This window comes from Streptomyces sp. CB01373 (assembly GCF_002803075.1).
GTDB lineage: Bacteria > Actinomycetota > Actinomycetes > Streptomycetales > Streptomycetaceae > Streptomyces.
Genome location: NZ_NNBK01000013.1, coordinates 133,055 through 154,086, shown reverse-complemented (window position 1 = coordinate 154,086; position 21,032 = coordinate 133,055). Strand labels below are relative to the sequence as shown.

The 21,032-nt window shown below is 72.4% G+C and carries 19 protein-coding genes and 1 tRNA gene; 8 read left to right on the top strand and 12 right to left on the bottom strand.

Features of this window, described 5'->3' with window-relative positions:
• Window positions 1–6 precede the first annotated feature (6 nt).
• The 5 genes from CG719_RS22480 to CG719_RS22460 form a co-directional block, all read right to left on the bottom strand.
• The gene (locus CG719_RS22480; protein WP_100570471.1) at window positions 7–2,079 is read right to left on the bottom strand and encodes a copper resistance CopC/CopD family protein; all 2,073 of its coding nucleotides are present in this window, start codon (window positions 2,077–2,079) and stop codon (window positions 7–9) included.
• A gap of 13 nt (window positions 2,080–2,092) precedes the next feature.
• Window positions 2,093–2,566 (bottom strand): copper chaperone PCu(A)C, encoded by a 474-nt coding sequence (locus CG719_RS22475; protein WP_100570470.1) that lies wholly within the window; start codon window positions 2,564–2,566, stop codon window positions 2,093–2,095.
• Entirely contained in the window at window positions 2,563–3,213 is a 651-nt protein-coding gene (locus CG719_RS22470) for an SCO family protein (protein WP_100570469.1), read from the bottom strand. Before CG719_RS22470 ends, CG719_RS22475 begins: the two co-directional genes overlap by 4 nt.
• Window positions 3,214–3,308: 95 nt before the next feature.
• Entirely contained in the window at window positions 3,309–4,037 is a 729-nt protein-coding gene (locus CG719_RS22465; RefSeq protein WP_100570468.1) for a YcnI family copper-binding membrane protein, read from the bottom strand.
• Between the two features lie 160 nt (window positions 4,038–4,197).
• Window positions 4,198–5,037, bottom strand: a complete 840-nt coding sequence (locus CG719_RS22460) for a hypothetical protein (RefSeq protein WP_100570467.1) — start codon at window positions 5,035–5,037, stop codon at window positions 4,198–4,200.
• 223 nt (window positions 5,038–5,260) lie between these two features.
• On the opposite strand from CG719_RS22460, the gene CG719_RS22455 reads away from it, so the two are divergent.
• The gene (locus CG719_RS22455) at window positions 5,261–5,707 is read left to right on the top strand and encodes an ATP-binding protein (RefSeq protein ID WP_100570466.1); all 447 of its coding nucleotides are present in this window, start codon (window positions 5,261–5,263) and stop codon (window positions 5,705–5,707) included.
• Between the two features lie 190 nt (window positions 5,708–5,897).
• Here CG719_RS22455 and CG719_RS22450 read toward each other — a convergent pair whose 3' ends face one another.
• The gene (locus CG719_RS22450) at window positions 5,898–7,355 is read right to left on the bottom strand and encodes an aminopeptidase P family protein (RefSeq protein WP_100570465.1); all 1,458 of its coding nucleotides are present in this window, start codon (window positions 7,353–7,355) and stop codon (window positions 5,898–5,900) included.
• A 91-nt stretch (window positions 7,356–7,446) separates the two neighbouring features.
• Complete coding sequence (locus tag CG719_RS22445; protein ID WP_199836735.1) at window positions 7,447–8,982, bottom strand: PP2C family protein-serine/threonine phosphatase; 1,536 nt, start codon at window positions 8,980–8,982, stop codon at window positions 7,447–7,449.
• Between the two features lie 502 nt (window positions 8,983–9,484).
• On the opposite strand from CG719_RS22445, the gene CG719_RS22440 reads away from it, so the two are divergent.
• Together CG719_RS22440 and CG719_RS22435 are read left to right on the top strand one after the other, a co-directional pair.
• Window positions 9,485–10,150, top strand: a complete 666-nt coding sequence (locus CG719_RS22440; protein ID WP_100570463.1) for a bifunctional DNA primase/polymerase — start codon at window positions 9,485–9,487, stop codon at window positions 10,148–10,150.
• 56 nt (window positions 10,151–10,206) lie between these two features.
• Window positions 10,207–10,806 carry a hypothetical protein gene (locus CG719_RS22435; protein ID WP_100570462.1) on the top strand — a complete coding sequence of 200 codons (600 nt, stop codon included), beginning with the start codon at window positions 10,207–10,209 and terminating at the stop codon, window positions 10,804–10,806.
• A 351-nt stretch (window positions 10,807–11,157) separates the two neighbouring features.
• Here the strand turns inward: CG719_RS22435 and CG719_RS22430 are convergent, their stop codons facing one another.
• The 3 genes from CG719_RS22430 to CG719_RS22420 all read right to left on the bottom strand — a co-directional run bounded on the left by CG719_RS22430 (window position 11,158) and on the right by CG719_RS22420 (window position 13,980).
• Window positions 11,158–12,123, bottom strand: coding sequence for a DUF5926 family protein (locus CG719_RS22430; RefSeq protein ID WP_100570461.1), 966 nt, complete (start codon window positions 12,121–12,123; stop codon window positions 11,158–11,160).
• Between the two features lie 298 nt (window positions 12,124–12,421).
• Complete coding sequence (locus CG719_RS22425) at window positions 12,422–13,060, bottom strand: ATP-binding protein (RefSeq protein ID WP_100570460.1); 639 nt, start codon at window positions 13,058–13,060, stop codon at window positions 12,422–12,424.
• A gap of 92 nt (window positions 13,061–13,152) precedes the next feature.
• On the bottom strand, window positions 13,153–13,980 hold the full coding sequence (locus CG719_RS22420; protein WP_100570459.1) for a glycerophosphodiester phosphodiesterase: 828 nt from the start codon (window positions 13,978–13,980) through the stop codon (window positions 13,153–13,155).
• A gap of 261 nt (window positions 13,981–14,241) precedes the next feature.
• On the opposite strand from CG719_RS22420, the gene CG719_RS22415 reads away from it, so the two are divergent.
• A complete protein-coding gene (locus CG719_RS22415) occupies window positions 14,242–15,669 on the top strand; it encodes a S1C family serine protease (RefSeq protein WP_100570458.1) in 1,428 nt (475 codons plus the stop codon).
• Window positions 15,670–15,731: 62 nt separating this feature from the next.
• Window positions 15,732–15,816 (top strand) — tRNA-Ser (locus tag CG719_RS22410).
• Between the two features lie 102 nt (window positions 15,817–15,918).
• Here the strand turns inward: CG719_RS22410 and CG719_RS22405 are convergent.
• Window positions 15,919–16,578 (bottom strand): NADPH-dependent FMN reductase, encoded by a 660-nt coding sequence (locus CG719_RS22405; RefSeq protein WP_100570457.1) that lies wholly within the window; start codon window positions 16,576–16,578, stop codon window positions 15,919–15,921.
• Window positions 16,579–16,724: 146 nt separating this feature from the next.
• Window positions 16,725–17,618 (bottom strand): bifunctional DNA primase/polymerase, encoded by an 894-nt coding sequence (locus CG719_RS22400; RefSeq protein WP_100570456.1) that lies wholly within the window; start codon window positions 17,616–17,618, stop codon window positions 16,725–16,727.
• Window positions 17,619–17,984: 366 nt separating this feature from the next.
• On the opposite strand from CG719_RS22400, the gene CG719_RS22395 reads away from it, so the two are divergent.
• From CG719_RS22395 to CG719_RS22385, 3 genes are all read left to right on the top strand, one after another.
• Window positions 17,985–18,296, top strand: a complete 312-nt coding sequence (locus CG719_RS22395) for a hypothetical protein (protein WP_100570455.1) — start codon at window positions 17,985–17,987, stop codon at window positions 18,294–18,296.
• Window positions 18,297–18,616: 320 nt separating this feature from the next.
• A complete protein-coding gene (locus tag CG719_RS22390; RefSeq protein ID WP_100570454.1) occupies window positions 18,617–19,174 on the top strand; it encodes a SigE family RNA polymerase sigma factor in 558 nt (185 codons plus the stop codon).
• A gap of 117 nt (window positions 19,175–19,291) precedes the next feature.
• On the top strand, window positions 19,292–20,947 hold the full coding sequence (locus tag CG719_RS22385) for a long-chain fatty acid--CoA ligase (protein ID WP_199836734.1): 1,656 nt from the start codon (window positions 19,292–19,294) through the stop codon (window positions 20,945–20,947).
• Window positions 20,948–21,032: the final 85 nt, after the last annotated feature.

Genomic DNA, 21,032 nt, shown 5'->3' with positions numbered 1-21,032 from the left:
TGCGGTTCAGCCGATCTGCGCGTTCTTGGTGACGGACACCTGGTCGATGTCGGAGGTCCGCACGGTCGCTTCGACCTTCCAGTCGCCCGCCATGGGGATCTGCACTCCGCTCGCCACCCAGTGTCCGGTGGTGACGTGCTCCGGGGTCACCGGGAGCGGCCCGATGTTCTTCGTGGCCAGGGTGAAGGAGATCTTGAGCTCGGCGACGTCGCGGAGACGCCCGTCGGTCCCGAGGGCGAAGATGTGCAACTCGTTGCCGCCCACGCGCGCGGGGTCGATGTCGATCCGTACGACGCCCTTGCCGTCCTTGCCGCCGGTGTCGAAGGGCATGTCGAGCGTGACGGCGCCCGCCGCGGAGGACGAGGAAGAGGACGAGGAGGACGACGTGGCGGCCTTGGCCTCGGTCTCCGTGCGCCCCGGTTCGGTCTGCGTCAGCACGGTGGTGACGACGAGCAGCACGACGGCGACACCGGCCTCCATCAGGACGGACCGACGCAGCCCGAAGCGGTGGGGGTCGGCGTCCCGCAGCCGCTTCTGCCGTGCGGTGTCCACGGCGGCCTGCTGCCGGGCGAGCTGGGCGGCGCGCCGCGCGGCCTCGCCCTTCGCCGCTTTGCCACCGGGCTGCGCCTTGCCACCGGTCTTCCCCTTGGCCGCCTCCTTCCCACCGGCGCCCGCTTTCCCCGCCTCGGCCTTACCAGCTGCTTTCCCGGCCCCAGCTTTCCCCGCCCCGCCCTTCCCGGATCCGGTCTTCGAGTCGGCGCCGGCCTCGGTCGTCGCGTCCGAACCGGACTTCCTGCCCGCGGCCGCCGCGACCTTCGCGCGTGCCTTGGCCGACACCTTCGTGGTGGCCGTCTCCGCCAAGCGGCCCGTCCAGCGGCGGGACGTGGCGGCGATGCCGACCATCAGCAGCACCAGAGCGATTTTGATGAGGAGCAGCTGTCCGTAGCGCGTATCGGTGAGCGCCGACCAGGAGCCGACCTGCCGCCAGGACTGGTAGGTGCCGGTCGCGACCAGCGCGAGGACGGAGCCGAAGGCGAGGCGGGAGAAACGGCGTACGGCCGCGGGCTCGATCGGGGTCTCGGCGGGCGCCCGGTACAGCGCGACCAGGAGCGCGGCGAGCCCGCCGAGCCAGGCGGCCACGGCGAGCAGGTGGACGACGTCGACCGGCATCGCGATGCCGGGCTGGAGACCGGTCGAGGCGTGCTCGGCCATGGCCCAGCTGGCGGCGAGGCCGACGGCGACCACGGTGCCGCCGATCGCGAGCCCGAAGGTCAGATCGCGCTTCTCGTCGTCCGCGCGTTTCTGGTACTCCCCGAAGAGCACCGCGACGAACAGCGCCGCCGCCGCGAGCAGCAGCAGCCGGGACACGAGGGCCGCACCGCTCTTGGTCTGGAGCACCTGCCCGAGGAGCGTCAGGTCGAAGACGTCCCCGATCTTTCCGGAAGTGGTGTAGGAGCCGCGCAGGAGCAGCAGCGCGAGCGTGGCCGCGGTGAGCGCGACCCAGCCGGAGACGACGAGCCGCTGCACCGCCCGCACGCCCGAGCCGCGCTGCCAGCAGGCCAGTACGAAGGCGGCGCCGCCGGCCAGCACGATGAAGCCGGCGTACGACACGTACCGCCCGACCCCGTAGAGCGCGCCGACGATCCCGCCGCCCACCGTCTGGTCGCCGACCGTGGCGGACGTCTTGGAGGGGGCGCCGATGGAGAAGGTGTAGGCACCGCCGACGGGGTGGCTGTCGGCCGAGACCACCTGGTAGGCGACGGTGTAGGTGCCGTCCGGCAGTCCGCTGTGCAGGCGCACGGCGTACGTCGTCCCGCTGACGTTGGCGGGCTTCCCGGTGTCGACGCGGTTGCCCTTGGGGTCCAGGACGCGCAGCGAGTCGTCACTCATCGCGACCTGCTCGGAGAACGTCAGCGACACCTGGGAGGGCGCCTTGTCGACCACCACCCCCTGCTGCGGATCGCTGCCGGTCAGCGCGGCGTGCGCGGAGGCCGGGGCGGCTCCGGCGAGGAGCACGCCGGCGACGGCCAGGAGCAGCAGCGTCAGGGTCCGGAGGCGTGGGGCGATGGTCTGCGACAAGGTGGTCCCTCCCTCAGTGTCCGGTCGCGGGGTTGTACGTGGCCGATTTCACCGGCATCTCGACCTTGACGGTGCCGGATTCGGCGAAGTGCAGTTCGACGGGGACCGTCTGGCCCTGCCGGGGCGCGCGCTTCAACTGGTCGAACATCAGGTGGTTGCCGCCGCTCTTGAACACGAGGCGGCCGTGGGCGGGGACGGTCAGGGGGCCGGCTTCCGTCATGACCCCGCCGGCCGTCTGGTGCACGGTGACGTCCTCGGCCTCGGCGCTGGTGACCGAGGTGAGTTCGTCCTTGGTGCCGCCCTTGTTCTCTATGGTCAGGAAGCCGGCCGCCATGGAGGCCGAGACGGGCTGGGGCATGTAGGCGGAGTGGACGGAGAGGTCGGCCTTCGTGCCGCCGGTGTCCGAGGACGCGCCGCAGCCGGTCAGCAGGGCGGTGCCGGTCAGGGCCGCGGCCACGAGCGCGGCCGCCGCTGCCTGCCGCCTCACGGGTTCTCCCCCTTGACGATCCTGGGGAGGTCCTTGGTGTAGTCGTCGACGGTGGCGTCCTCGCCGTAGAGGACGTATCCGGCGTCGGTCTTCGGCGAGAAGGCGATCACCTGGGTGCCGTGCATCGAGACGAGCTTGCCGTTCTTGTCCTTCGTGGTCGGCTCGATGGAGATGCCGAGCGTGCGCGCGCCGGCCTGGATGGTGGAGAAGTCGCCGGTCAGTCCTATGAACTGCGGGTCGATCCCCTTGAGCCACTTGCCGAGTTCGGCCGGGGTGTCGCGGTCCGGGTCGGTCGTGACGAACACCACGCGCAGGTCGTCCTGCTGGGCCTTGGGCAGCGCCTTCTTGGCGACCGCGATGTTGCTCATGGTCAGCGGGCAGGCGTCGGGGCAGTGGGTGTAGCCGAAGTAGACGAGCGTCGGGTGGCCGGAGGTCTCCTCGCGGAGGTCGTACTTCTTTCCCTGGGTGTCCGTGAGGACCAGGTCCGGCTTCTCGAACGGCTGGTCGAGGACGGTCGCGGCCTTCTGCGAGGTGTCCTCGGAGACGACGGCGACGGGCTTCCTGCCGTCGTCTCCGCTGTCGCAGGCGGAGAGGGTCATGGTGGCCGCGGCGAGCAGCGCGGCCGCGACGAAGGTCTTGTTGTGCATAGAGAAATGTCCCAGATGTGAGAACTCCGGCGCGCACCGGGGGCCGTACGCGGGAGTGGCACGACCCCCGGAGCGCGTGACGGACTGGCCGCGGATCAGGCGGTGGTCCGCCTGCGGCCGGCGAGTACGCCGTAGGCCACGCCGGCCGCGCCGACGAGGATGCCGACAATGCCGAGGACGCGGGCGGTGGTGTCGCTGCCGCTCTTGGCGGAGTCGGCGGCGGTGGTCTGGGCGGCGGGCTTGGTGTCGGCGGTGTCCTTGGCCGACGCGTCGTGCCCGTCACCGTCCGAGGCTGCGGTCAGCTGAAGCGTCGGCGCCGGGTTGTCCGGCTCCTCCTGGCCCTTCTGCGGCACCTCGATCCAGCGCACGACCTCCTTGTTGGAGTACGTCTGGATCGCCTTGAAGACGAGCTGGTCGGCGTCCTCCGGCAGCGTGCCGACGGAGACGGGGAACTTCTGGAAGAAGCCGGGCTCGATGCCCTTGCCGTCGGCGGTCCAGGTGACCTTGGTGACGGCCTCGGAGATCTTCTTGCCGTGCATCTCCAGCGGCTTGTCCAGCTGGGACTTGGTGACGTCGACCTTCCAGCCGGGCACCGGCTGCGGCATCACGGAGGCCAGCGGGTGGTCGGTCGGGAAGTTGACCTCGACCTTGGTGGTGGAGGCGTTGTCGCGCTCGTTGGGGACCTTGAAGTCGACGACGGCGTAGCCGCCCTTGGCGGCGGCGCCCTCGGGCTGCACGGTGACGTGTGCGAACGCGGGGGCGGACAGCGCGAGGACGGCCGAGCCGGCGACGGCGGCGGTGGCGACGAGTCGGGAAGCCTTCATAAGGGGTGCACTCCGCTTCGAGTGGGTTCCGGTGTGTGGGGGTGCGCGTGCGGAGCGGGACCAGTGGTGTTCCCGCCGGACGGGCACGCGCGCGCGTGCCGCACGACGGCGGCCGCTCCCCCGGCGGAAGCCCGCTCGGTGGGGTGGTGGTCGCGTCGCGTCAGGCAGCGAGGGCGAGTGCGGCGGCGGCCGGCGGGCCGCGGCGGATCACCGTGTGCTGGAGTGCGGTGGTGTGGGGGGTGAGGGGCGCGGAGTCGGCGGTGCGCGGCAGGCGCGGGCCGGTACCGGCCGCCGTGGGCAGCCCGGCGCACAGGGCGCGCACCAGGGCGAGCGCCCCGCGCAGGGACCGTACGAGCGCGGTCTCGGCGACTCCGTGCGCCGACAGTTCGATCAGCCGCAGCAGGGCCAGGTCGCCGCGTCGCAGCACCCAGCCCGTGGCGAGGGCGGCCAGGACGTGGACGAGCAGCATCGGCAGGGACGGCAGCAGGGCGGCCACGCCCATGGGAAACGGGGAGGCCGCCGAGTGGTGCGGGGCGTTCAGGCCCGCACCGGCACCGGCGTAGGCGTGTGCGTCGACGAGTATCCGGTAGGCCTGGGCCGGGCTGATCGCGGCTGCGGTGGCCCCGCAGACGTACCGGGCGGCCCGCTGGACGAGCTCGGCGTCGGACAGAACGGGCGCGGAGCCCGTCGATCCCGCGGAGCCCATGACCATGGCGCCCATGCCGCTCTGCCCCATGCCGAACAGGGCGTGCAGCACGGTCTGGCCGACCACCAGCAGCGCCGCGATCCCCGGCAGGGAACGCGCCCGCCCGGCGAGCGGTGCCACCACGACCAGCGCCCCGAGGAACCCGGCGCCGAGCGTCCACAGCGGCACCGCGGCACAGGAGGCCAGCGAGTGCCCGGCCGCGGCCAGCACGACGCAGACCGCGGCGAACACCGCGGCCCGCAGGGTCCGTAGACCGCGTCCGGCTGGCGCCGTGCGCGGGTGGGGGGCAGACATGGCGGCCTCATCATCCCACTGGACCCGGGCCCGCCGTACAGCAGGTCCACAAGATGCGGTAGGTCCGGAAAGTCACGGTCTGATGACGTCGGCCCGCACATACACCGATTCCCCGTCCCGCCGCGTCCGCCGATCGCGCGGTGCCGAGTCGGCGCAGTGCTTATGGACGGGCACTCGGGGCAATACGTAACGGTATGTCGAGCCGCGGCCGGGAGGCTGGAGCATGAGCATCTGGTGGTCACTCCATCTGCGGCGTGACGCCGCGAGCGTGCCGCTCGCCCGGCGACTGCTGCTCGGCACGATGGAGACCGCGGGCGTCGACCCCGAGATCTCCTACGACCTGTCCGTGGCCCTGAGCGAGGCCTGCGCGAACGCGGTGGAGCACGGCGGGGACACCGAGTCCGGTGACGCGTTCCGGGTCACCGCCTTCCTCGACGGGGAGAAGTGCCGCATCGAGGTGGCCGACACCGGCCCCGGCTTTCCGCCGGCGGGCCGCCGGCGCCCGGTCCGCGCCGCGCGCGCCGAGGCCGAGCACGGCCGCGGCCTGTACCTCATCCAGGAACTCGCCGACCACGTCCACATCCGCAACAGGCCGGGCCGCGGCGGCGCGGTGGTGGTCTTCGACAAGAACCTCAAGTGGCGTGAGGACGCCCCGCTGATGGCGGTGTAGCGCCGCGCGAGACGCGGGCCGGACCTTCGGGCGTGTCCCGGGCCCGGCGCGGCCTCAGGCGTCGGCCAGGAGCTTCGCCAGTGCTTCCAGAGCCTCGGGGTAACCCTCCCCCCGGGTACGTGAATTCGCCGGGCGCGTCCCGGCGCGGGAGGGCCGGGCACCCCGCGGGTACCCGGCCGTCACCTCCGTGTCAGCTCTTCAGCGACGCCATCCAGGCCTCGACCTCGTCGGAGCGGCGCGGCAGGCCCGCGGAGAGATTGCGGTTGCCGTCCTCGGTGACGAGGATGTCGTCCTCGATGCGGACGCCGATGCCGCGGTACTCCTCCGGGACGGTCAGGTCGTCGGCCTGGAAGTACAGGCCCGGCTCCACGGTGAGGACCATGCCGGGCTCCAGCGTGCCGTCGACGTACGTCTCGGTCCGGGCGGCGGCGCAGTCGTGGACGTCCATGCCGAGCATGTGGCCGGTGCCGTGCAGCGTCCAGCGGCGCTGCAGGCCGAGCTCCAGGACCCGCTCGACCGGGCCCTCGACCAGGCCCCACTCGACGAGCTTCTCGGCGAGCACGCGCTGGGCGGCGTCGTGGAAGTCGCGGTACTTGGCGCCCGGCTTCACCGCCGCGATGCCGGCCTCCTGGGACTCGTACACCGCGTCGTAGATCTTCTTCTGGATCTCGTCGTACGTGCCGTTGACCGGCAGCGTGCGCGTGACGTCGGCGGTGTAGAGGGTGTGCGTCTCCACGCCCGCGTCCAGCAGGAGCAGGTCGCCGGAGCGGACCGGGCCGTCGTTGCGCACCCAGTGCAGCGTGCAGGCGTGCGGGCCGGCCGCGCAGATGGAGCCGTAGCCGATGTCGTTGCCCTCGACGCGCGCGCGGAGAAAGAACGTTCCCTCGATGTAGCGCTCGCTGGTCGCCTCGGCCTTGTCGAGGACCTTCACCACGTCCTCGAAGCCGCGCACGGTGGAGTCGACGGCCTTCTGCAGCTCGCCGATCTCGAAGTCGTCCTTGACCAGGCGGGCCTCGGAGAGGAAGACGCGCAGCTCCCCGTCGCGCTCGGCGGTGACCTTGTCGGTCAGCGCCTCCTCGATGCCGGCGTCGTAGCCGCGCACGACGCGGACCGGGCCGGTGGCCTCGCGCAGCTTGTCCGCCAGTTCGCGCACGTCGGAGGTCGGGATGCCGTAGAGCGTCGCGGCCTCGGTCAGGGAGTGGCGGCGGCCGACCCACAGCTCGCCCTGGCCGGAGAGCCAGAACTCGCCGTTCTCACGGTCGGAGCGCGGCAGGAGGTAGAGCGTCCCCTCGTGGCCGTCCGCGGTGGGCTCCAGGACCAGGACGCCGTCCTCGGTCTGGTTGCCGGTGAGGTAGGCGTACTCGACCGAGGAGCGGAAGGCGTACTCCGTGTCGTTCGAGCGGGTCTTCAGGTTGCCCGCGGGAATGACCAGCCGCTCGCCGGGGAAGTGTGCGGACAGCGCGGCGCGGCGGCGCGCGGTGTGCTCCGCCTGGGCGACCGGTTCGAGGTCGTGCAGCTCGGTGTCGGCCCAGCCGGACTTCATGTTCTCGGTGAGCTCGTCGGACACGCCCGGGTACAGGCCGTTCTTCCGCTGCTTGATCGGTTCTTCTTCGGCGGTCTCCGGGGTCTCCGGCAGCTCCTGCGCCACGGTCTTCCTCCTCGATACAGCCACTGGGCCGTCCCCATCGTACGGTCGTGCGGAAGGGGGCCAAAGGCGGAAGTGCCTGTTACCGGGCGGCCTACTCGAAGCGCGCCGCCAGCAGCGCCACGTCCTCCGCGCCGTCGGTCATGTCAAGTCCGTTCGGCAGGACCGTGTGCAGGACGTGGTCGGCGACGGCCGCCGGGTCGTGGCGCAGCGCGCGCGGGACGCTCGCCGCGGCCGTGTGCAGCCGGGCGAAGGCGCGGTCGACGGAGTCGCCGGTGCGGTGCAGCAGCCCGTCGGTGTACAGCAGCACCGTCTCGCCCGCGGACACCTGGAACTCCACGCTCGGCGCCTCCCAGCAGGCGAGCATGCCCAGCGGCGCGGACACGGACGTCTCCACGAACTCAGTGCGCCGTTCGCCGAGCACCAGCGGCGGGCAGTGCCCCGCGCCCGCCATGGTGATCCGGCGCGGCGCGGGCTCGCAGTAGGCGAACAGGGCCGTGGCGGAGCGGGCGGGCTCGGTCAGCCGCAGGAGCAGTTCGAGGTCGGACAGGACGGCGACGGGATCCTCGCCCTCCATCACCGCGTACGCCCGCAGGGACGCCCGCAGCCGGCCCATCGCGGCGATCGCGCCCGGCCCGGCGCCGGTGACCGAGCCGACCGCGAGGCCGAGCGCGGCGTCGGGCAGCGGCAGCGCGTCGTACCAGTCGCCGCCGCCGCGCGGGCCGGTGCGGTGCCGCGAGGCGAGCTGGACACCGGGGACGCGAGGCAGCCGGGAGGGCAGCAGCTCCTCGTAGACCGTCGCCATGCACGCGCGCGTGCGCTCGGTGTCGAGCAGGCGCGCCAGGTGCTCGGTGGCGAAGCGGAGGTAGAGGCCGACGAGATGGCGCCGCCGCTCGGCCGGCTCGGCGGGTTCGTCGTAGAACCAGACGGCGGCGCCGAGGCGGCCGGCGGCCTCGGTGGACAGGGGCAGCGCGTAACAGGCGGCGTAGCCGAGGCGGCCGGCCACCTCGCGGTGGCGCGGATCGAGGCCGTCCTCGGCGAACAGGTCGGGACGCACGTCCTCGCCGTCGCCGCCCGGCAGGCCGGCCGCGGTGTCGAGGAGCGTCCCGTACGGCATGGCGCTGCGCGGCACGGTCTCGATGTGGCCGAGATCGGCCCGTGCCAGGCCGAGGCCGATGGTGGTGTCGGGGCCGAGTCCGTCGTCCGGTTCGAGGACGGCGAGGCCGCGGCGGGCGCCGACGAGGGCGGCTCCGGCGCGCAGCAGTTCCTTCAGGGCGGCGTCGAGTCCGTTCGTACGCGCCAGCCGTTCGGTGAGCTCGTTCAGGGTGGTGAGGTCGGAGACCCAGCCGGCGAGCCGGTCCTGGAGGAGGGCGCCCGCCGGGCGGGGGGCGTGCGGGCCGGACGGACCGCTCGGGGAGGTGTCCGGGGCGGCGGGTGGAGGCGCGACAGTGTGTGCGGGAGCGGGGACCGTCGAATCGATTCCAGCCACTTTCGGGGGGTGGGGGGCGTTCATGGCGCCCGGCCTTCCGACCGGTGCGTATTGCTCAAAAGCATCGCAAACCCCCATGTCATTCTGCGCCGCCAGCAGTGTCTCCACATGTACACGCACTCGTGAGGGGATGTCCAGCATTGTCCTGCCGGGTTTCCTGGTGTCAGAGGGCTTCTCGGGGTCTTCTTCCCAACCTCTTGCTAAAAGAGGAAGTTGGCTTGAAACTGCCTCGGGTGACGGCCTGTTGCGGTCGACTGGGCTTGCTCGACAGAGCGTCACAGCGGTCGTGATGGGTACGTACTCGGAGAAGGCCAGGGGTGGTTGGTTGCCACCCGGAACCTGGCGACGGACCCGGGCGTCTTAACCACCGACGACCGTGCCCCATCCTTGCGTGACGGCGGCGGAGAGCAGAAGACAAGACGGCATAACGCCATGCTCCGCCACCCCGCGCCACGCCCATGCTTCTGGTAGACGCAGTATGGACGGGGCTGCCGTGGAAGCAGCCGATGTTCGGCCCATAGGGGTTCCCCGTGCCTGAAGGCAGGGGTGTGATGCGCCAACAGGTACGCACAGTCAGTGATCGACACATGGTGTGAGTGGTCCACGGTGTTGCCAGCGGTGCAACGGAAAGGAACGAGCGCTCATGCGCGAGATCCCCGGAAGGCGACGCGGGCTCCTGTCCCAGCGCAGCGACGAGAGGCCTGAGTCGATCAGCGCGGCCCTGACCTTCGCGACCCGGTGGCAATGGCCCGTGCTGCCGGGCGTGGCACTGGATCCGCGGCGGCCCGACCGCTGCGGCTGCCCCGACCCGGAGTGCACGGTGCCCGGCGCGCACCCCTTCGAACCCGGCCTCCTGGCCGCCACCACCGACGCCCGCATGGTGCGCTGGTGGTGGACCAACCGGCCCACCGCGCCGATCGTCCTGGCCACCGGGGGCACGGCCCCCTGCGCGGTGAGCCTGCCGGCCCTCCCGGCCGCGCGCGCCCTCACCGCGCTCGACCGCGTCGGCATGCGGCTCGGCCCGGTCGTCGCCTCGCCCAAGCGCTGGGCGATCCTCGTCAAGCCGTATTCCATGGAGCAGTTGGGCGAGTTGCTCTACGCCAAGGACTTCGTCCCCGGCTCGCTCCGCTTCCACGGCGAGGGCGGCTACCTTGCGCTGCCCCCCTCCGAGACCGGCGACGGCCCGATCCGCTGGGAGCGTGCCCCGCTGCCCGGCTCCGCCTCGCCCTGGGTGCCCGATGTGGAGGCCGTGGTCGACGCGGTGGTGGAGGCCCTCACTCGTACGGGTGTGAGCGCCCCCGAGTTGTAGGGGTGTCACGGCCGCGGCGGGCGAACTGCCCGCCCCGGGTCGTTATCGTCCCCCTCATGCTGCGTCCCTCCGCCGGACCCGGAAGAGTGCCGGGCGGCGGCCCCGCGCTCCGGCGCCTCCGTCTGCTCGCTCTCCTGGGCGTCGTCGGCTGCGCCGTCGTACTGCCGCCGGCCGGGGCGTCCGCCGGCCAGGCCGGCCACCGAAGCGGCGGGGACGCCCGGTCGGCGGTGCGCGCCCTGCCGGGCGGCGACGGCAGGACGCCCTCCGCCGCGCAGGCCCCTTCCACGCGGGTGCTCGGCCTGGGGCTCGCCACCGTCGCGCGCTGCGGCCCCGAGGTCACCGCGCCCGGCGGTGTCGAGGCGCAGACGTGTGTGCTCACCCAGGGCGGGGACACCTGGGCGCGTACCTACTACCGCAACGCGACCGGGCGGCCCCTGGAGGCCGGCCTGACCCTCATGGGGCCGGGCGATCGCACCGTACGGACGCATTGCGCGCCGGCCGGGGGCGAGGAGCCGGATACCTGTGAGACGCCGCGGGAGCACAGCCGGGGGACCGTGGCGGCGTACAGCGCCGTCGCGGAGTTCGCCGAGCGCGGCGGGCGGGCCGCGCTGCTGCTGCGATCGGGGAGCAACTCGTCGATGGCGACGGGCCGTTGACGTGCCGCTGCGCTCGGTGAACGGCTGCGGACACGCAAGCGCCCGGTTGCTGGCGACGGGGGATGCACCAGCAACCGGGCTACTGGAACGGTAACAAGAGATCGGCAGTTCGCAAATTCGATCCCGGCTTTCCAGTCACCGGGTGCATGGCCTTTTAGGTCACCGACTCGACTGCGCCGCCCGTCGGTTGTGACGGGCGTCACTTGCTCTGCCCGAGCCGGGTGAGCGACCGGACGGTGACCGGGCGACCGGCTGGACGGCCGCCTCGGCGACCGGCCGGAGGGCTGACTCAGCGACTGGCCGGGCGGCTGACCGGGCGGCCGGTCGAAGGTCCGGCCGCCCGGTCGTCGCTCAGCTCAGCGTGACCTGCCGGTTGGTCAGACCGCCGCGGGCCCGGCGCTCGTCCCCGGTCAGCGGCGCCTCGCTGGCCAGCGCCGCGGCCAGGTGCTCGGCGAACTCGGCGGCCGGCTTCTCCACGTCCTGGGCGCCCATCTCGCTCGGCAGGTCCCACACGGGCACGGTCAGGCCGTGCGCCCGGAAGGAGCCCACGAGACGGGTGCCCTCACCGAGGTTCGAACGGCCCGCCGCGTGCAGTCGCGCGAGGGCGTCCAGAAGCTGCTCCTCCGGGTGCGGCATGACCCAGCGCAGGTGGTTCTTCTCCGGCGTCAGGCACCAGTACGCCGCCTCGACGCTCTCCAGACGCACGGTCGGAATGGCCGCCGCGTTGGCCCGCTCCAGGGAGGCGGTGACCTCCGGCGTCGCGTTCTCCGCGTCCGGCACCCAGAACTCGAAGCCCTCGTGCACCACCGGTTCGAAGGAGGCCTTCAGGTCGAGCAGATCCTGGAGCCGCGGGCCGTCGGCCGGGGCGCGGCGGCCCTGCACCGGGGTGCCCGGCTTGGCCTCCAGGGCGCGCAGCAGGGTGTCGGCGAGGTCGCGGCTGATGTCGCCGGACGACGTGTCGTTCTGCAGGCCGAGCAGCACCGAGCCGTCGTCGCGGCGCATCGCGGGCCAGGCCATCGGCAGGACCGTGGCGAGTGTGACGGCCGGGACGCCGTCGGGCAGGCCGTCGCGCAGGGCCAGCCCGGCCGTGGCGGCGGGGACCAGCTCGCGCAGCGCCACCCAGTCGCACTCGCCGGGCAGTCCCTCGAAGGGCCGCTGCACCAGCTCGGTCACCGCGTGCGCGGCGGCCCGGCCGTGGCAGGCCTTGTACCGTCGGCCACTGCCGCACGGGCAGGGTTCGCGCGCACCGACGACCGGGACCTCTCCATCCGTGAGCTGCGGGCGCTTGGCCTTCGTCTGGGGTCGCTTCTTGGCCATCTGGGTGTCTCCCGGTTACGGCTCGTCTCGTACGGGCGCGAGCCTAGCCGTTCACGCCGTCAACGACGGGACCCTGTGGACGCGGCGGGAAATGTGGACAACCGGTCGACCCCGCGTCCGTGTCCGGGACGCAGTACCTCGACGGACCCGGGGTCTCCCGCTCGCAGGCCTCGCGCGCGCCCGCCCGCGCCCGGAACGGGCCCGGAGAGCGGTGCACGGAAGCCGTCGGCTCAGCGCGCACGGACGCGCCCGCGGTCCGGCCCGGGCGATGCCCGGGCGCGGCGTACGCGTGCGTGGGTCAGTCCAGGTCGCCGAAGGCGTCCGTGAAGCCCAGGTCGGGCACCGCCGCCACCGGCGGCGCGGTGATCCGGGAGGCGAAGTCGTCGCGACGGTGACCGGCGTCCGGGTCGTGCACGTCCGAGTGGACGACCACCCACACCGTGACCTCGCCGCCGACGCTGTCCCGTACGCCCCAGTCGTCGCAGAGCGCGCTGATGATGTTCAGCCCGCGGCCGCCGTGAGCGGTGACCGAGGGGGTGGCCGGGGACGGGCGGGTCGGGCCGCCGCCGTCGGTCACCTCGATGATCAGCCTGCCGCTCGCGTCCACCCGCCACGCGGCCCGGACGTCGCCGTCTCCGGCCAGGGCACCGCGCAGCGGCCGGCCGTGCTTGCAGGCATTGCTCAAGAGTTCGGAAAGGATCAGTACGGCGTCGTCGACGACCGATTCCGCCACGCCGCCGCCGCGCAGTTGATCACGCATCCGGCGCCTTGCTCCCCCCACGCCCGCAGGGCCATGGGGTACGGCCATGCTCGACGACGTGGGCACCTCCTGTGCCACCACCAACGCCACCCCCGAGACCTCCTTCGCCCCACGCCACGGAGTGGATGCCCCACCGGCCTGTACCGGAAACCGGCCGAATCGCGTCCGGCGACGCATTTGGAACGGTCGGTCACGCACCGAACGCGCCGGAGCACTCCCTGTCATCGCGGCTGGACCGACGGCAGGTCACGCGGCTGGACCGGCGGCGGTCAGCGGCCGAGCCGGTGCAGGACCGCGCGCGGGCGGTTGGTGATGATGGCGTCCACCCCGAGGTCCACGCAGAGGTCGACGTCCTCGGGCTCGTTCACGGTCCACACGTGCACCTGGTGTCCCGCCTGCTTGAGCCGCTCCACGTACGCCGGCTGGTTGCGCAGGATGCGGATCGAGGGGCCCGCGATCCCGACTCCCGCCGGCAGCCGCCCGTCCCGCAGCCGCGGTGTGACGAACTGCACCAGGTAGACCGTCGGCAGTGTCGGCGAGGCCGCCCGCACCCGGTGCAGCGAACGTGCCGAGAAACTCATCACACGCACCGGCGACTTCGCGGGCGAGGCGGGGGCGTCCAGTCCGAACCGCTTCAGGAGCGCCAGCAGCCGTTCCTCGACCTGCCCCGCCCACCGCGTGGGGTGCTTGGTCTCGATGGCCAGCTCCACCTGGCGCCCGGCGTCGGCGACGAGTTCGAGCAGCCTCTCCAGGGTGAGGACGGAGGTGTCCTCCGGGTCCTCGGGCCGCACCTCCCAGTCCGGCTCCTCGGCCCGGCCGCGCCAGGACGCGCGCGTGCGCCACGATCCGAAGTCCAGCGCGGCGAGGTCGGCGAGCTCCAGCGCCGACACCGCTCCCCGGCCGTTGGACGTACGGTTGACGCGGCGGTCGTGCACGCAGACGAGATGGCCGTCCGCGGTCAGGCGCACATCGCACTCGAGGGCGTCAGCGCCGTCCTCGATGGCCTTCCGGTAGGCGGCCAGCGTGTGCTCCGGGGCAGCCTCGGAGGCTCCGCGGTGGGCGACGACCTGGATGTGGTGCTGCCGTACGTGGGTCACCGCGCCATGGTGCCACCGCGGCGGAATGGGCGGGACGGCGGAGAGCCGTCGATAATGTGTCCTTTTCATGCGAGATGACCTATATAAAGAATGCACCGGGACCCACAGCATCGGCTTATGGTGCTCTGACGGCCCGTGGGAAAAGCTGACTACGTACATCTGCAGCACATGCACAGCTGGTGCGCGCCGGGTCGCCGGCGGGCATGCCGAGCGTGACCGAGTGCGACCGACAACAACAGCCGTGGACCAAGGAGAAGAGCTGTGAGCACCGAGAACGAGGGCAACACGGTACCGCCGGCGCCGTCCGCACCTCCCGTGCCGGTGGAGACTCCCGCTGCTTCCCCGCACCCGGCCGCCCCCCAGGGCGGCCCTGCCGCACCCCCGCCCCCGGACGTGCCCCCGTACGTCCCGGGAGCCCACGGCGCGCCCGCACCGCAGGACCCCGGCGCGCCCGTCGACGGCTCCTGGCCGCCCCCGTCGCCCGCCACGCCCGCCTACATGGACGGCGGCGCGGGAGGCTCCGGCTGGGGCGCCGCGTACCAGCAGCACCAGCCCGCGCCCAAGCCCGGCGGCCGGCGCGGCGGCCTGATCGCCGCGGTCCTGGTGGCCGCCCTGGTCGCCGGCGGCCTGGGCGGAGGCCTCGGCTACACCCTGGCCAGGAACGACGACAGCGGCTCTACCACGGTCTCCGCCTCCGACACCGGCGCCTCGCAGATCAAGCGCGACCCGAACTCGATCGCGGGTGTGGCCGCCAAGGCCCTGCCGAGCACGGTCACCATCGAGGCCGAGGGGAGCGGCGGCCGGGGTGGTACCGGTACCGGCTTCGTCTTCGACACCCAGGGCCACATCGTCACCAACAACCACGTGGTGGCCGACGCCGTCGACGGTGGCAAGCTCAGCGCCACCTTCCCCGACGGCAGGAAGTACGACGCCGAGGTCGTCGGCCACGCCCAGGGCTACGACGTCGCGGTCATCCGGCTCAAGAACGCCCCCTCGGACCTCAAGCCGCTCGCCCTCGGCGACTCCGACAAGGTGGCCGTCGGCGACGAGACGATCGCCATCGGAGCGCCCTTCGGTCTGTCGAACACGGTGACGACCGGCATCATCAGTGCGAAGAACCGTCCCGTCGCCTCCAGCGACGGCGGTTCCGACAGCAAGGCCTCCTACATGAGCGCCCTGCAGACGGACGCCTCCATCAACCCGGGCAACTCCGGCGGCCCGCTTCTCGACGCGCGCGGCGCGGTCATCGGCATCAACTCCGCCATCCAGTCCGCGAGCGGCGGCGGCCTCGGCAGCTCCGGCCAGTCCGGCTCGATCGGCCTGGGCTTCGCCATCCCGATCAACCAGGCCAAGTACGTCGCCCAGCAGCTGATCAAGACCGGCAAGCCCGTCTACGCCAAGATCGGCGCGTCGGTGTCCCTGGAGGACACGTCCAGCGGCGCCAAGATCACCGACCAGGGCGTCAGCGGATCCGCCCCGGTCGAGTCGGGCGGCCCCGCCGCCGAGGCCGGCCTCAAGCCCGGCGACGTCATCACCAAGCTCGACAACCGGGTGATCGACTCCGGCCCGACCCTCATCGGCGAGATCTGGACCCACAAGCCCGGCGACAAGGTCACCGTCACCTACAAGCGCGGCGGCAAGGAGCACACGGCGCAGCTGACCCTCGGCTCCCGCATCGGCGACAGCTGATCCCACGCGCGCCCGCCAACCCGTTAGTCTTGTCCCCGCGCCGCCACACGCGAGCGGCGCGGGGTGGGTTGCCCGAGCGGCCTAAGGGAACGGTCTTGAAAACCGTCGTGGCGCGAGTCACCGTGGGTTCAAATCCCACACCCACCGCGTAGCAGGTCAGAAGCTTGCAGGTCAGAAGGGGTGCCACTCTCCGGAGCGGCACCCCTTCCGCGTGACCTTGTCTTACCCTGGCTCGCCGGTTCCGTGGCATCACGACTCGGCGCGTTGGGTGATGGCCGCCTCGGTGCGGTCTCCCAGGAACTCGTACCACCGGCGTTCCAGGCAGACGTAGCGGACGTCCGCTTCGACGAGGCTCAGGAAGCCCGACACGGTCTCGGTGAGGCGTTGCTGCAGCCCTGTGTCGGCCAGTGTTCCGTCCTCGGCGAAGGACTGGTAGCTGTCGGCCAGGCTGAACATGTCCGGGTAGACGCGGGTGCCCAGGTGCTCCAGGGGAACCCGCAGAGCCCACAGCCCGCGGTTGCCGCCGATCAGGGACGGTGAGGCGGAGACGAGCATCGCGTGCTTGTTCTTGAACGGCTGCGGCCGGACACGGGAGACCCAGTCGATCGCGTTCTTCAGAACTCCCGGCACGGAGGCGTTGTACTCCGGCGAGGAGATGACGAAGGCGTCGCTCTGCTCGAGTCGGTCGCGCAGGGCCAGGGCGCCCTGGGGCAGTCCTTCGGTCGCCTCCATGTCGCCGTCGTACAAGGGCATGTCGAAGTCGCGCATGGTGGCGAAGTCGACGGTGGCACCGGTGTCGGAGATGAGCCGGGCCACGAGGGAGGCGAGGCGTGCGTTGGCAGAACCGGTCCGCAGTGCCGCGCCGAAGACCAGGAACCGCAGCGGACCGGGAGGCGTGTCCGTGGGCATGGATCCGTCCTTCCGTCGTGGGCGGGCGTCTCCAACGGGGGCGCCCCACTGACCAGTGTGGTTCCGGGAGCGCCGCCGTGCGACCGGCAGCCGAGCAGGCCCGGCCGATGATTCGGCGCCCGCTCGGGGCGGTTCTCGCCGAGGGCTCAGGTCCGGTGGCCCGTCAGGCGGGCTGCGGAGGCTGTGGTCGCGCGGGCCTCGCGTTCGGTCAGGCCGGTGTGGCGGGCCGCGTCGATCAGGGCGTCGACGAGGGAGGGGCCGATGCCGTGCTCGTAGGCGCGGCAGGCGGCCCAGAACAGGCGGGTGTTGCGCTGGCCCTCATGAGCGTCCAGGACGAACCGCACCAGGCCCTGGCCGTGCCGGCCCGCCGAGGGCGGTGCGAGGTGGCGGGAGGTCCGGGGCGGGGGCAGCAGCAGGCGCAGTAGGGCGCGCGGGCAGGGGGCCGGGGCGAGGCGCGCGGTGCCGGGGGCGGTCGCGTAGACGCCGTGTCCGGTGCGGGAGCCGGGGCCGACCAGGTAGCCACCGGCGCCGCGGATGTCGATGCCGGGGGCCAGGCGGCCGGCCGAGTTGGGGACGACGACGTCGGGCGGCCCGCTCAACCACAGGTGGCGGCCGCCGCTGGGGGTCAGCACGACCACCGTGGCGGGGATGGTGAACAGATGGCGCAGGGCGAGCTCGCGCAGGGCCGTCGCGGCGTCCGTGCCGCTCTTGGTGTCCAGGTCGACGCCGATCAGATGGTGCGGGGGCAGTCCGCAGGCGATGCCGTAGCCGGTGGCCCACGGTGCGGCGGCGAACAGTTGCCGGATGCGGGCCGGGTCGCTGGAGGCGTCGTACACCCCGTGACCGAAGCGTCCGCACTCGCCGTGGCAGGGCGGACATGGCGGACCGGGCGGGCCCGCCGGGCCGGGGCCGTCGCGGTGCGGGGAGCGCAGGGCCGGGAGTTTCGTCCGGGACAGGGGGATGACGGCCAGCCCGCGTTCGGCGGCTGACAGGGCGTGCGCGAGGGCCAGCGTCGTGGCCTGCCGGTCGATGGTGGCCATGCTTCTATGTTCGTACGTACGTTCGAGAAAGGGAAGAGGGGTGGGCGCGGCGCGCCGGAAGGCCGGGATTTCGGGCTGCTTCCCGAGAGGCGCCCCGGCCCTTGCGGCGCTTGGGGAGCAGCGGTCCGCACCGTCCCCGCCGCGGTGCGGGGCGACAGAAAAGGCAGCGAAAGGGGTTTATCGACTTGTCCTCACGCTTGCGTGCGAATCAGGCGCTCCGGGGTGGTTCGCCGGGTTCCGGTGGGCAACTCTGATCTCGCGACGTCGTGAGAAGGCCCGGACGGTCGGCCAACTGTCCAGGCGAAAGCCGTACTTCATGTACTCCCGGCAAGGCAGCCGGCGCGTACCTCGTACTGGAGGAGCAACATGGCAAGCATCCGTACCGCCCGTGTTCTCGCCGCAGCCGCGGCCATCCCCCTCGCCGCGGCGCTCTTCACCGGCGTCGCCGCCGCGGACACGGGAGCCGTCGCGGGCGACGGATCGAACGCGGGCGTCGCCGGCGTCGTCGGCAGCGGGGTCGGCCGTGACAACAGCGGCAACTCGTCCACGACGCAGCAGCAGGCGGTCGGCTCGGGCGCCACGAACCAGAGCAACACCGCACAGGTCAGCCGCTCCGCGTTCACGGCCATCCAGCAGGGCAACAGGAACGTCGTCGTCCACTTCACCCGGCTCTGGTGAGCCGGGGCGGGCCGGCGCGCGATCTGGGGACCTGCCGGCCCTGAACTCCCTGGTGGGTGTGCTCGTGGGGACGTAACACACCTCTGCGCGGCGGTACTTCGGTACCGCCGCGCAGTCGTGTTCCGTGCGGCCGCGGCGCAGTGACCTGCTCGCCCGGAACGCCGGCCGGGACGTCCCCCAGGGGTGAACCCGCAGTACACGCGCCCCGTTCCTCCACCTACAGGAGGTGCGGCCGGACCCACCCCTACAACCTGAGGCGGACCCGGCTGCGGGACCTGCGGGCGATCCGCGGGAGCGGGTGCCGCTCCTAGCGTGGAGCCATGACCACACCCGTCTGCACCAGCGTGTCGAAAGCCGCCGTTCTGGCGACCGGGACTGCGGCGTACCCGTCCTTCGCGTCGTACGTGCGGGACCGGCAGCCGGTGCTGCTGCGCGCCGCGCGGTCGCTGACCGCGAACCCGAGCGACGCGGAGGACCTGCTGCAGACCGCGCTCACCAAGACGTACGTGGCGTGGGAGCGGATCGAGGACCACCGGGCGCTCGACGGCTATGTGCGCCGCGCTCTGCTGAACACCCGTACCTCGCAGTGGCGCAAGCGGAAGGTCGACGAGTTCGCCTGCGACGAGCTGCCGGAGCCGGAGCCGGCGCCCGGCGCGGCCGATCCGGCGGAGCAGCAGGCGCTGCGCGACGCCATGTGGCGGGCGATCATGAAGCTGCCCACCCGGCAGCGGGCGATGGTCGTCCTCAGATATTACGAGGACCTCTCCGAGAACCAGACGGCCGAGGTGCTCGGAGTGTCCGTGGGGACGGTGAAGTCGGCGGTGTCACGGGCGCTCGGCAAGCTGCGGGAGGACCCGGAGCTGGTGCGCGTGCGCTGACCCTCGTGGGAACGTTGTGTGATCGATCGTCCCTGGCTAGTGACATACCGCGCGGTATGTGAGCAGAATCGGCGCATCCCTTACCACCGCGTAGCGACGCTGCCCCGGGAGGACGCCGTGCTGAGCACCATGCAGGACGTACCGCTGCTGATCTCGAGGATCCTGGCCCACGGGTCGACGATCCACGGGGCGTCGCAGGTGATCAGCTGGACCGGTGACAGCGAGCCGCACCGCCGCTCCTTCGCCGAGATCGGCGAGCGCGCGGCCCGGCTGGCGCACGCCCTGCGCGAGGACCTCGGGGTCGCGGCCGACGACCGTGTCGCCACCCTCATGTGGAACAACGCCGAGCACGTGGAGGCGTACTTCGCGATCCCCTGCATGGGCGCGGTCCTTCACACCCTCAACCTGCGCCTGCCCGCAGAGCAGTTGGCCTGGATCGTCAACCACGCGGCCGACCGTGTCATCATCGTCAACGGCTCCCTGATCCCGCTGCTCGGCCCGCTGCTGCCGCACCTGAAGACGGTCGAGCACGTCATCGTCTCGGGCCCCGGCGACCGCACCCCGCTCGACGGCTCCCACGCCCGTGTGCACGAGTACGAGGACCTGATCGCGGCCAAGCCGGTCACCTACGACTGGCCCGAGCTGGACGAACGCCAGGCCGCCGCCATGTGCTACACCTCCGGCACCACGGGCGACCCCAAGGGCGTGGTCTACAGCCACCGTTCGGTCTACCTGCACTCCATGCAGGTCAACATGAGCGAGTCCATGGGCCTGACCGACCGGGACACCACGCTCGTGGTGGTCCCGCAGTTCCACGTCAACGCCTGGGGCCTGCCGCACGCCACCTTCCTGTCCGGCGTCAACATGCTGATGCCCGACCGCTTCCTCCAGCCGGCCCCCCTCGCCGAGATGATCGAGCGGGAGAAGCCGACCCACGCGGCCGCCGTGCCCACCATCTGGCAGGGACTGCTCGCCGAACTGACCGCCCGCCCCCGCGACGTCTCCTCCCTCACCCAGGTCACCATCGGCGGCTCGGCCTGCCCGCCCTCCCTCATGGAGGCCTTCGACCGGCTGGGCATGCGCGTCTGCCACGCCTGGGGCATGACCGAGACCTCCCCGCTCGGCACGGTGGCCCGCCCGCCGGCCCACGCGATCGGCACGGACGAGGAGTTCGGCTACCGCCTCACCCAGGGCCGCTTCCCCACCGGGGTCGAGGCCCGCCTGACCGGCCCCGGCGGCGAACGCCTTCCCTGGGACGGCGAGTCCGCGGGCGAGCTGGAGGTCCGCGGACCGTGGATCGCCGGCGCCTACTACAACGGCCCCGGCGCCGAACCGCTGCGCCCGGCCGACAAGTTCAGCGAGGACGGCTGGCTGAAGACCGGCGACGTGGGCACCATCAGCCCCGACGGCTTCCTCACCCTCACCGACCGGGCCAAGGACGTCATCAAGTCGGGCGGCGAGTGGATCTCCTCCGTCGAGCTGGAGAACGCCCTGATGTCCCACCCGGACGTCGCCGAGGCCGCCGTCGTCGCCGTACCCGACGACAAGTGGGGCGAGCGCCCGCTGGCGACCGTCGTCCTCGGGGAAGGCGCCACCGCGGGCTTCGAGGCACTGCGGGCCTTCCTCCAGGAGGAGCGCGGGATCGCCAAGTGGCAGCTCCCGGAACGCTGGACGATCATCGAGACCGTTCCGAAGACCAGCGTGGGCAAGTTCGACAAGAAGGTGCTGCGCAGGCAGTACGCGGCCGGGGAGCTGGACGTCACCCGGCTCTGACCGCGGAGGGGACGGCACGCGCGCGCGTACGCGTACGACGCCGGGCGGGGAGCGAGAAGGCTCCCCGCCCGGCGTCGTACGCGAT

Excerpts from the sequence above, each read along its gene's own strand:
- CG719_RS22470 (WP_100570469.1), bottom strand. The coding sequence starts at position 3,213 with ATGCACAACAAGACCTTCGTCGCGGCCGCGCTGCTCGCCGCGGCCACC.
- CG719_RS22465 (WP_100570468.1), bottom strand. The coding sequence starts at position 4,037 with ATGAAGGCTTCCCGACTCGTCGCCACCGCCGCCGTCGCCGGCTCGGCC.
- CG719_RS22460 (WP_100570467.1), bottom strand. The coding sequence starts at position 5,037 with ATGTCTGCCCCCCACCCGCGCACGGCGCCAGCCGGACGCGGTCTACGG.
- CG719_RS22455 (WP_100570466.1), top strand. The coding sequence starts at position 5,261 with ATGAGCATCTGGTGGTCACTCCATCTGCGGCGTGACGCCGCGAGCGTG.
- CG719_RS22445 (WP_199836735.1), bottom strand. The coding sequence starts at position 8,982 with ATGCTGGACATCCCCTCACGAGTGCGTGTACATGTGGAGACACTGCTG.
- CG719_RS22440 (WP_100570463.1), top strand. The coding sequence starts at position 9,485 with ATGCGCGAGATCCCCGGAAGGCGACGCGGGCTCCTGTCCCAGCGCAGC.
- CG719_RS22435 (WP_100570462.1), top strand. The coding sequence starts at position 10,207 with ATGCTGCGTCCCTCCGCCGGACCCGGAAGAGTGCCGGGCGGCGGCCCC.
- CG719_RS22430 (WP_100570461.1), bottom strand. The coding sequence starts at position 12,123 with ATGGCCAAGAAGCGACCCCAGACGAAGGCCAAGCGCCCGCAGCTCACG.
- CG719_RS22425 (WP_100570460.1), bottom strand. The coding sequence starts at position 13,060 with ATGCGTCGCCGGACGCGATTCGGCCGGTTTCCGGTACAGGCCGGTGGG.
- CG719_RS22405 (WP_100570457.1), bottom strand. The coding sequence starts at position 16,578 with ATGCCCACGGACACGCCTCCCGGTCCGCTGCGGTTCCTGGTCTTCGGC.
- CG719_RS22400 (WP_100570456.1), bottom strand. The coding sequence starts at position 17,618 with ATGGCCACCATCGACCGGCAGGCCACGACGCTGGCCCTCGCGCACGCC.
- CG719_RS22395 (WP_100570455.1), top strand. The coding sequence starts at position 17,985 with ATGGCAAGCATCCGTACCGCCCGTGTTCTCGCCGCAGCCGCGGCCATC.
- CG719_RS22390 (WP_100570454.1), top strand. The coding sequence starts at position 18,617 with ATGACCACACCCGTCTGCACCAGCGTGTCGAAAGCCGCCGTTCTGGCG.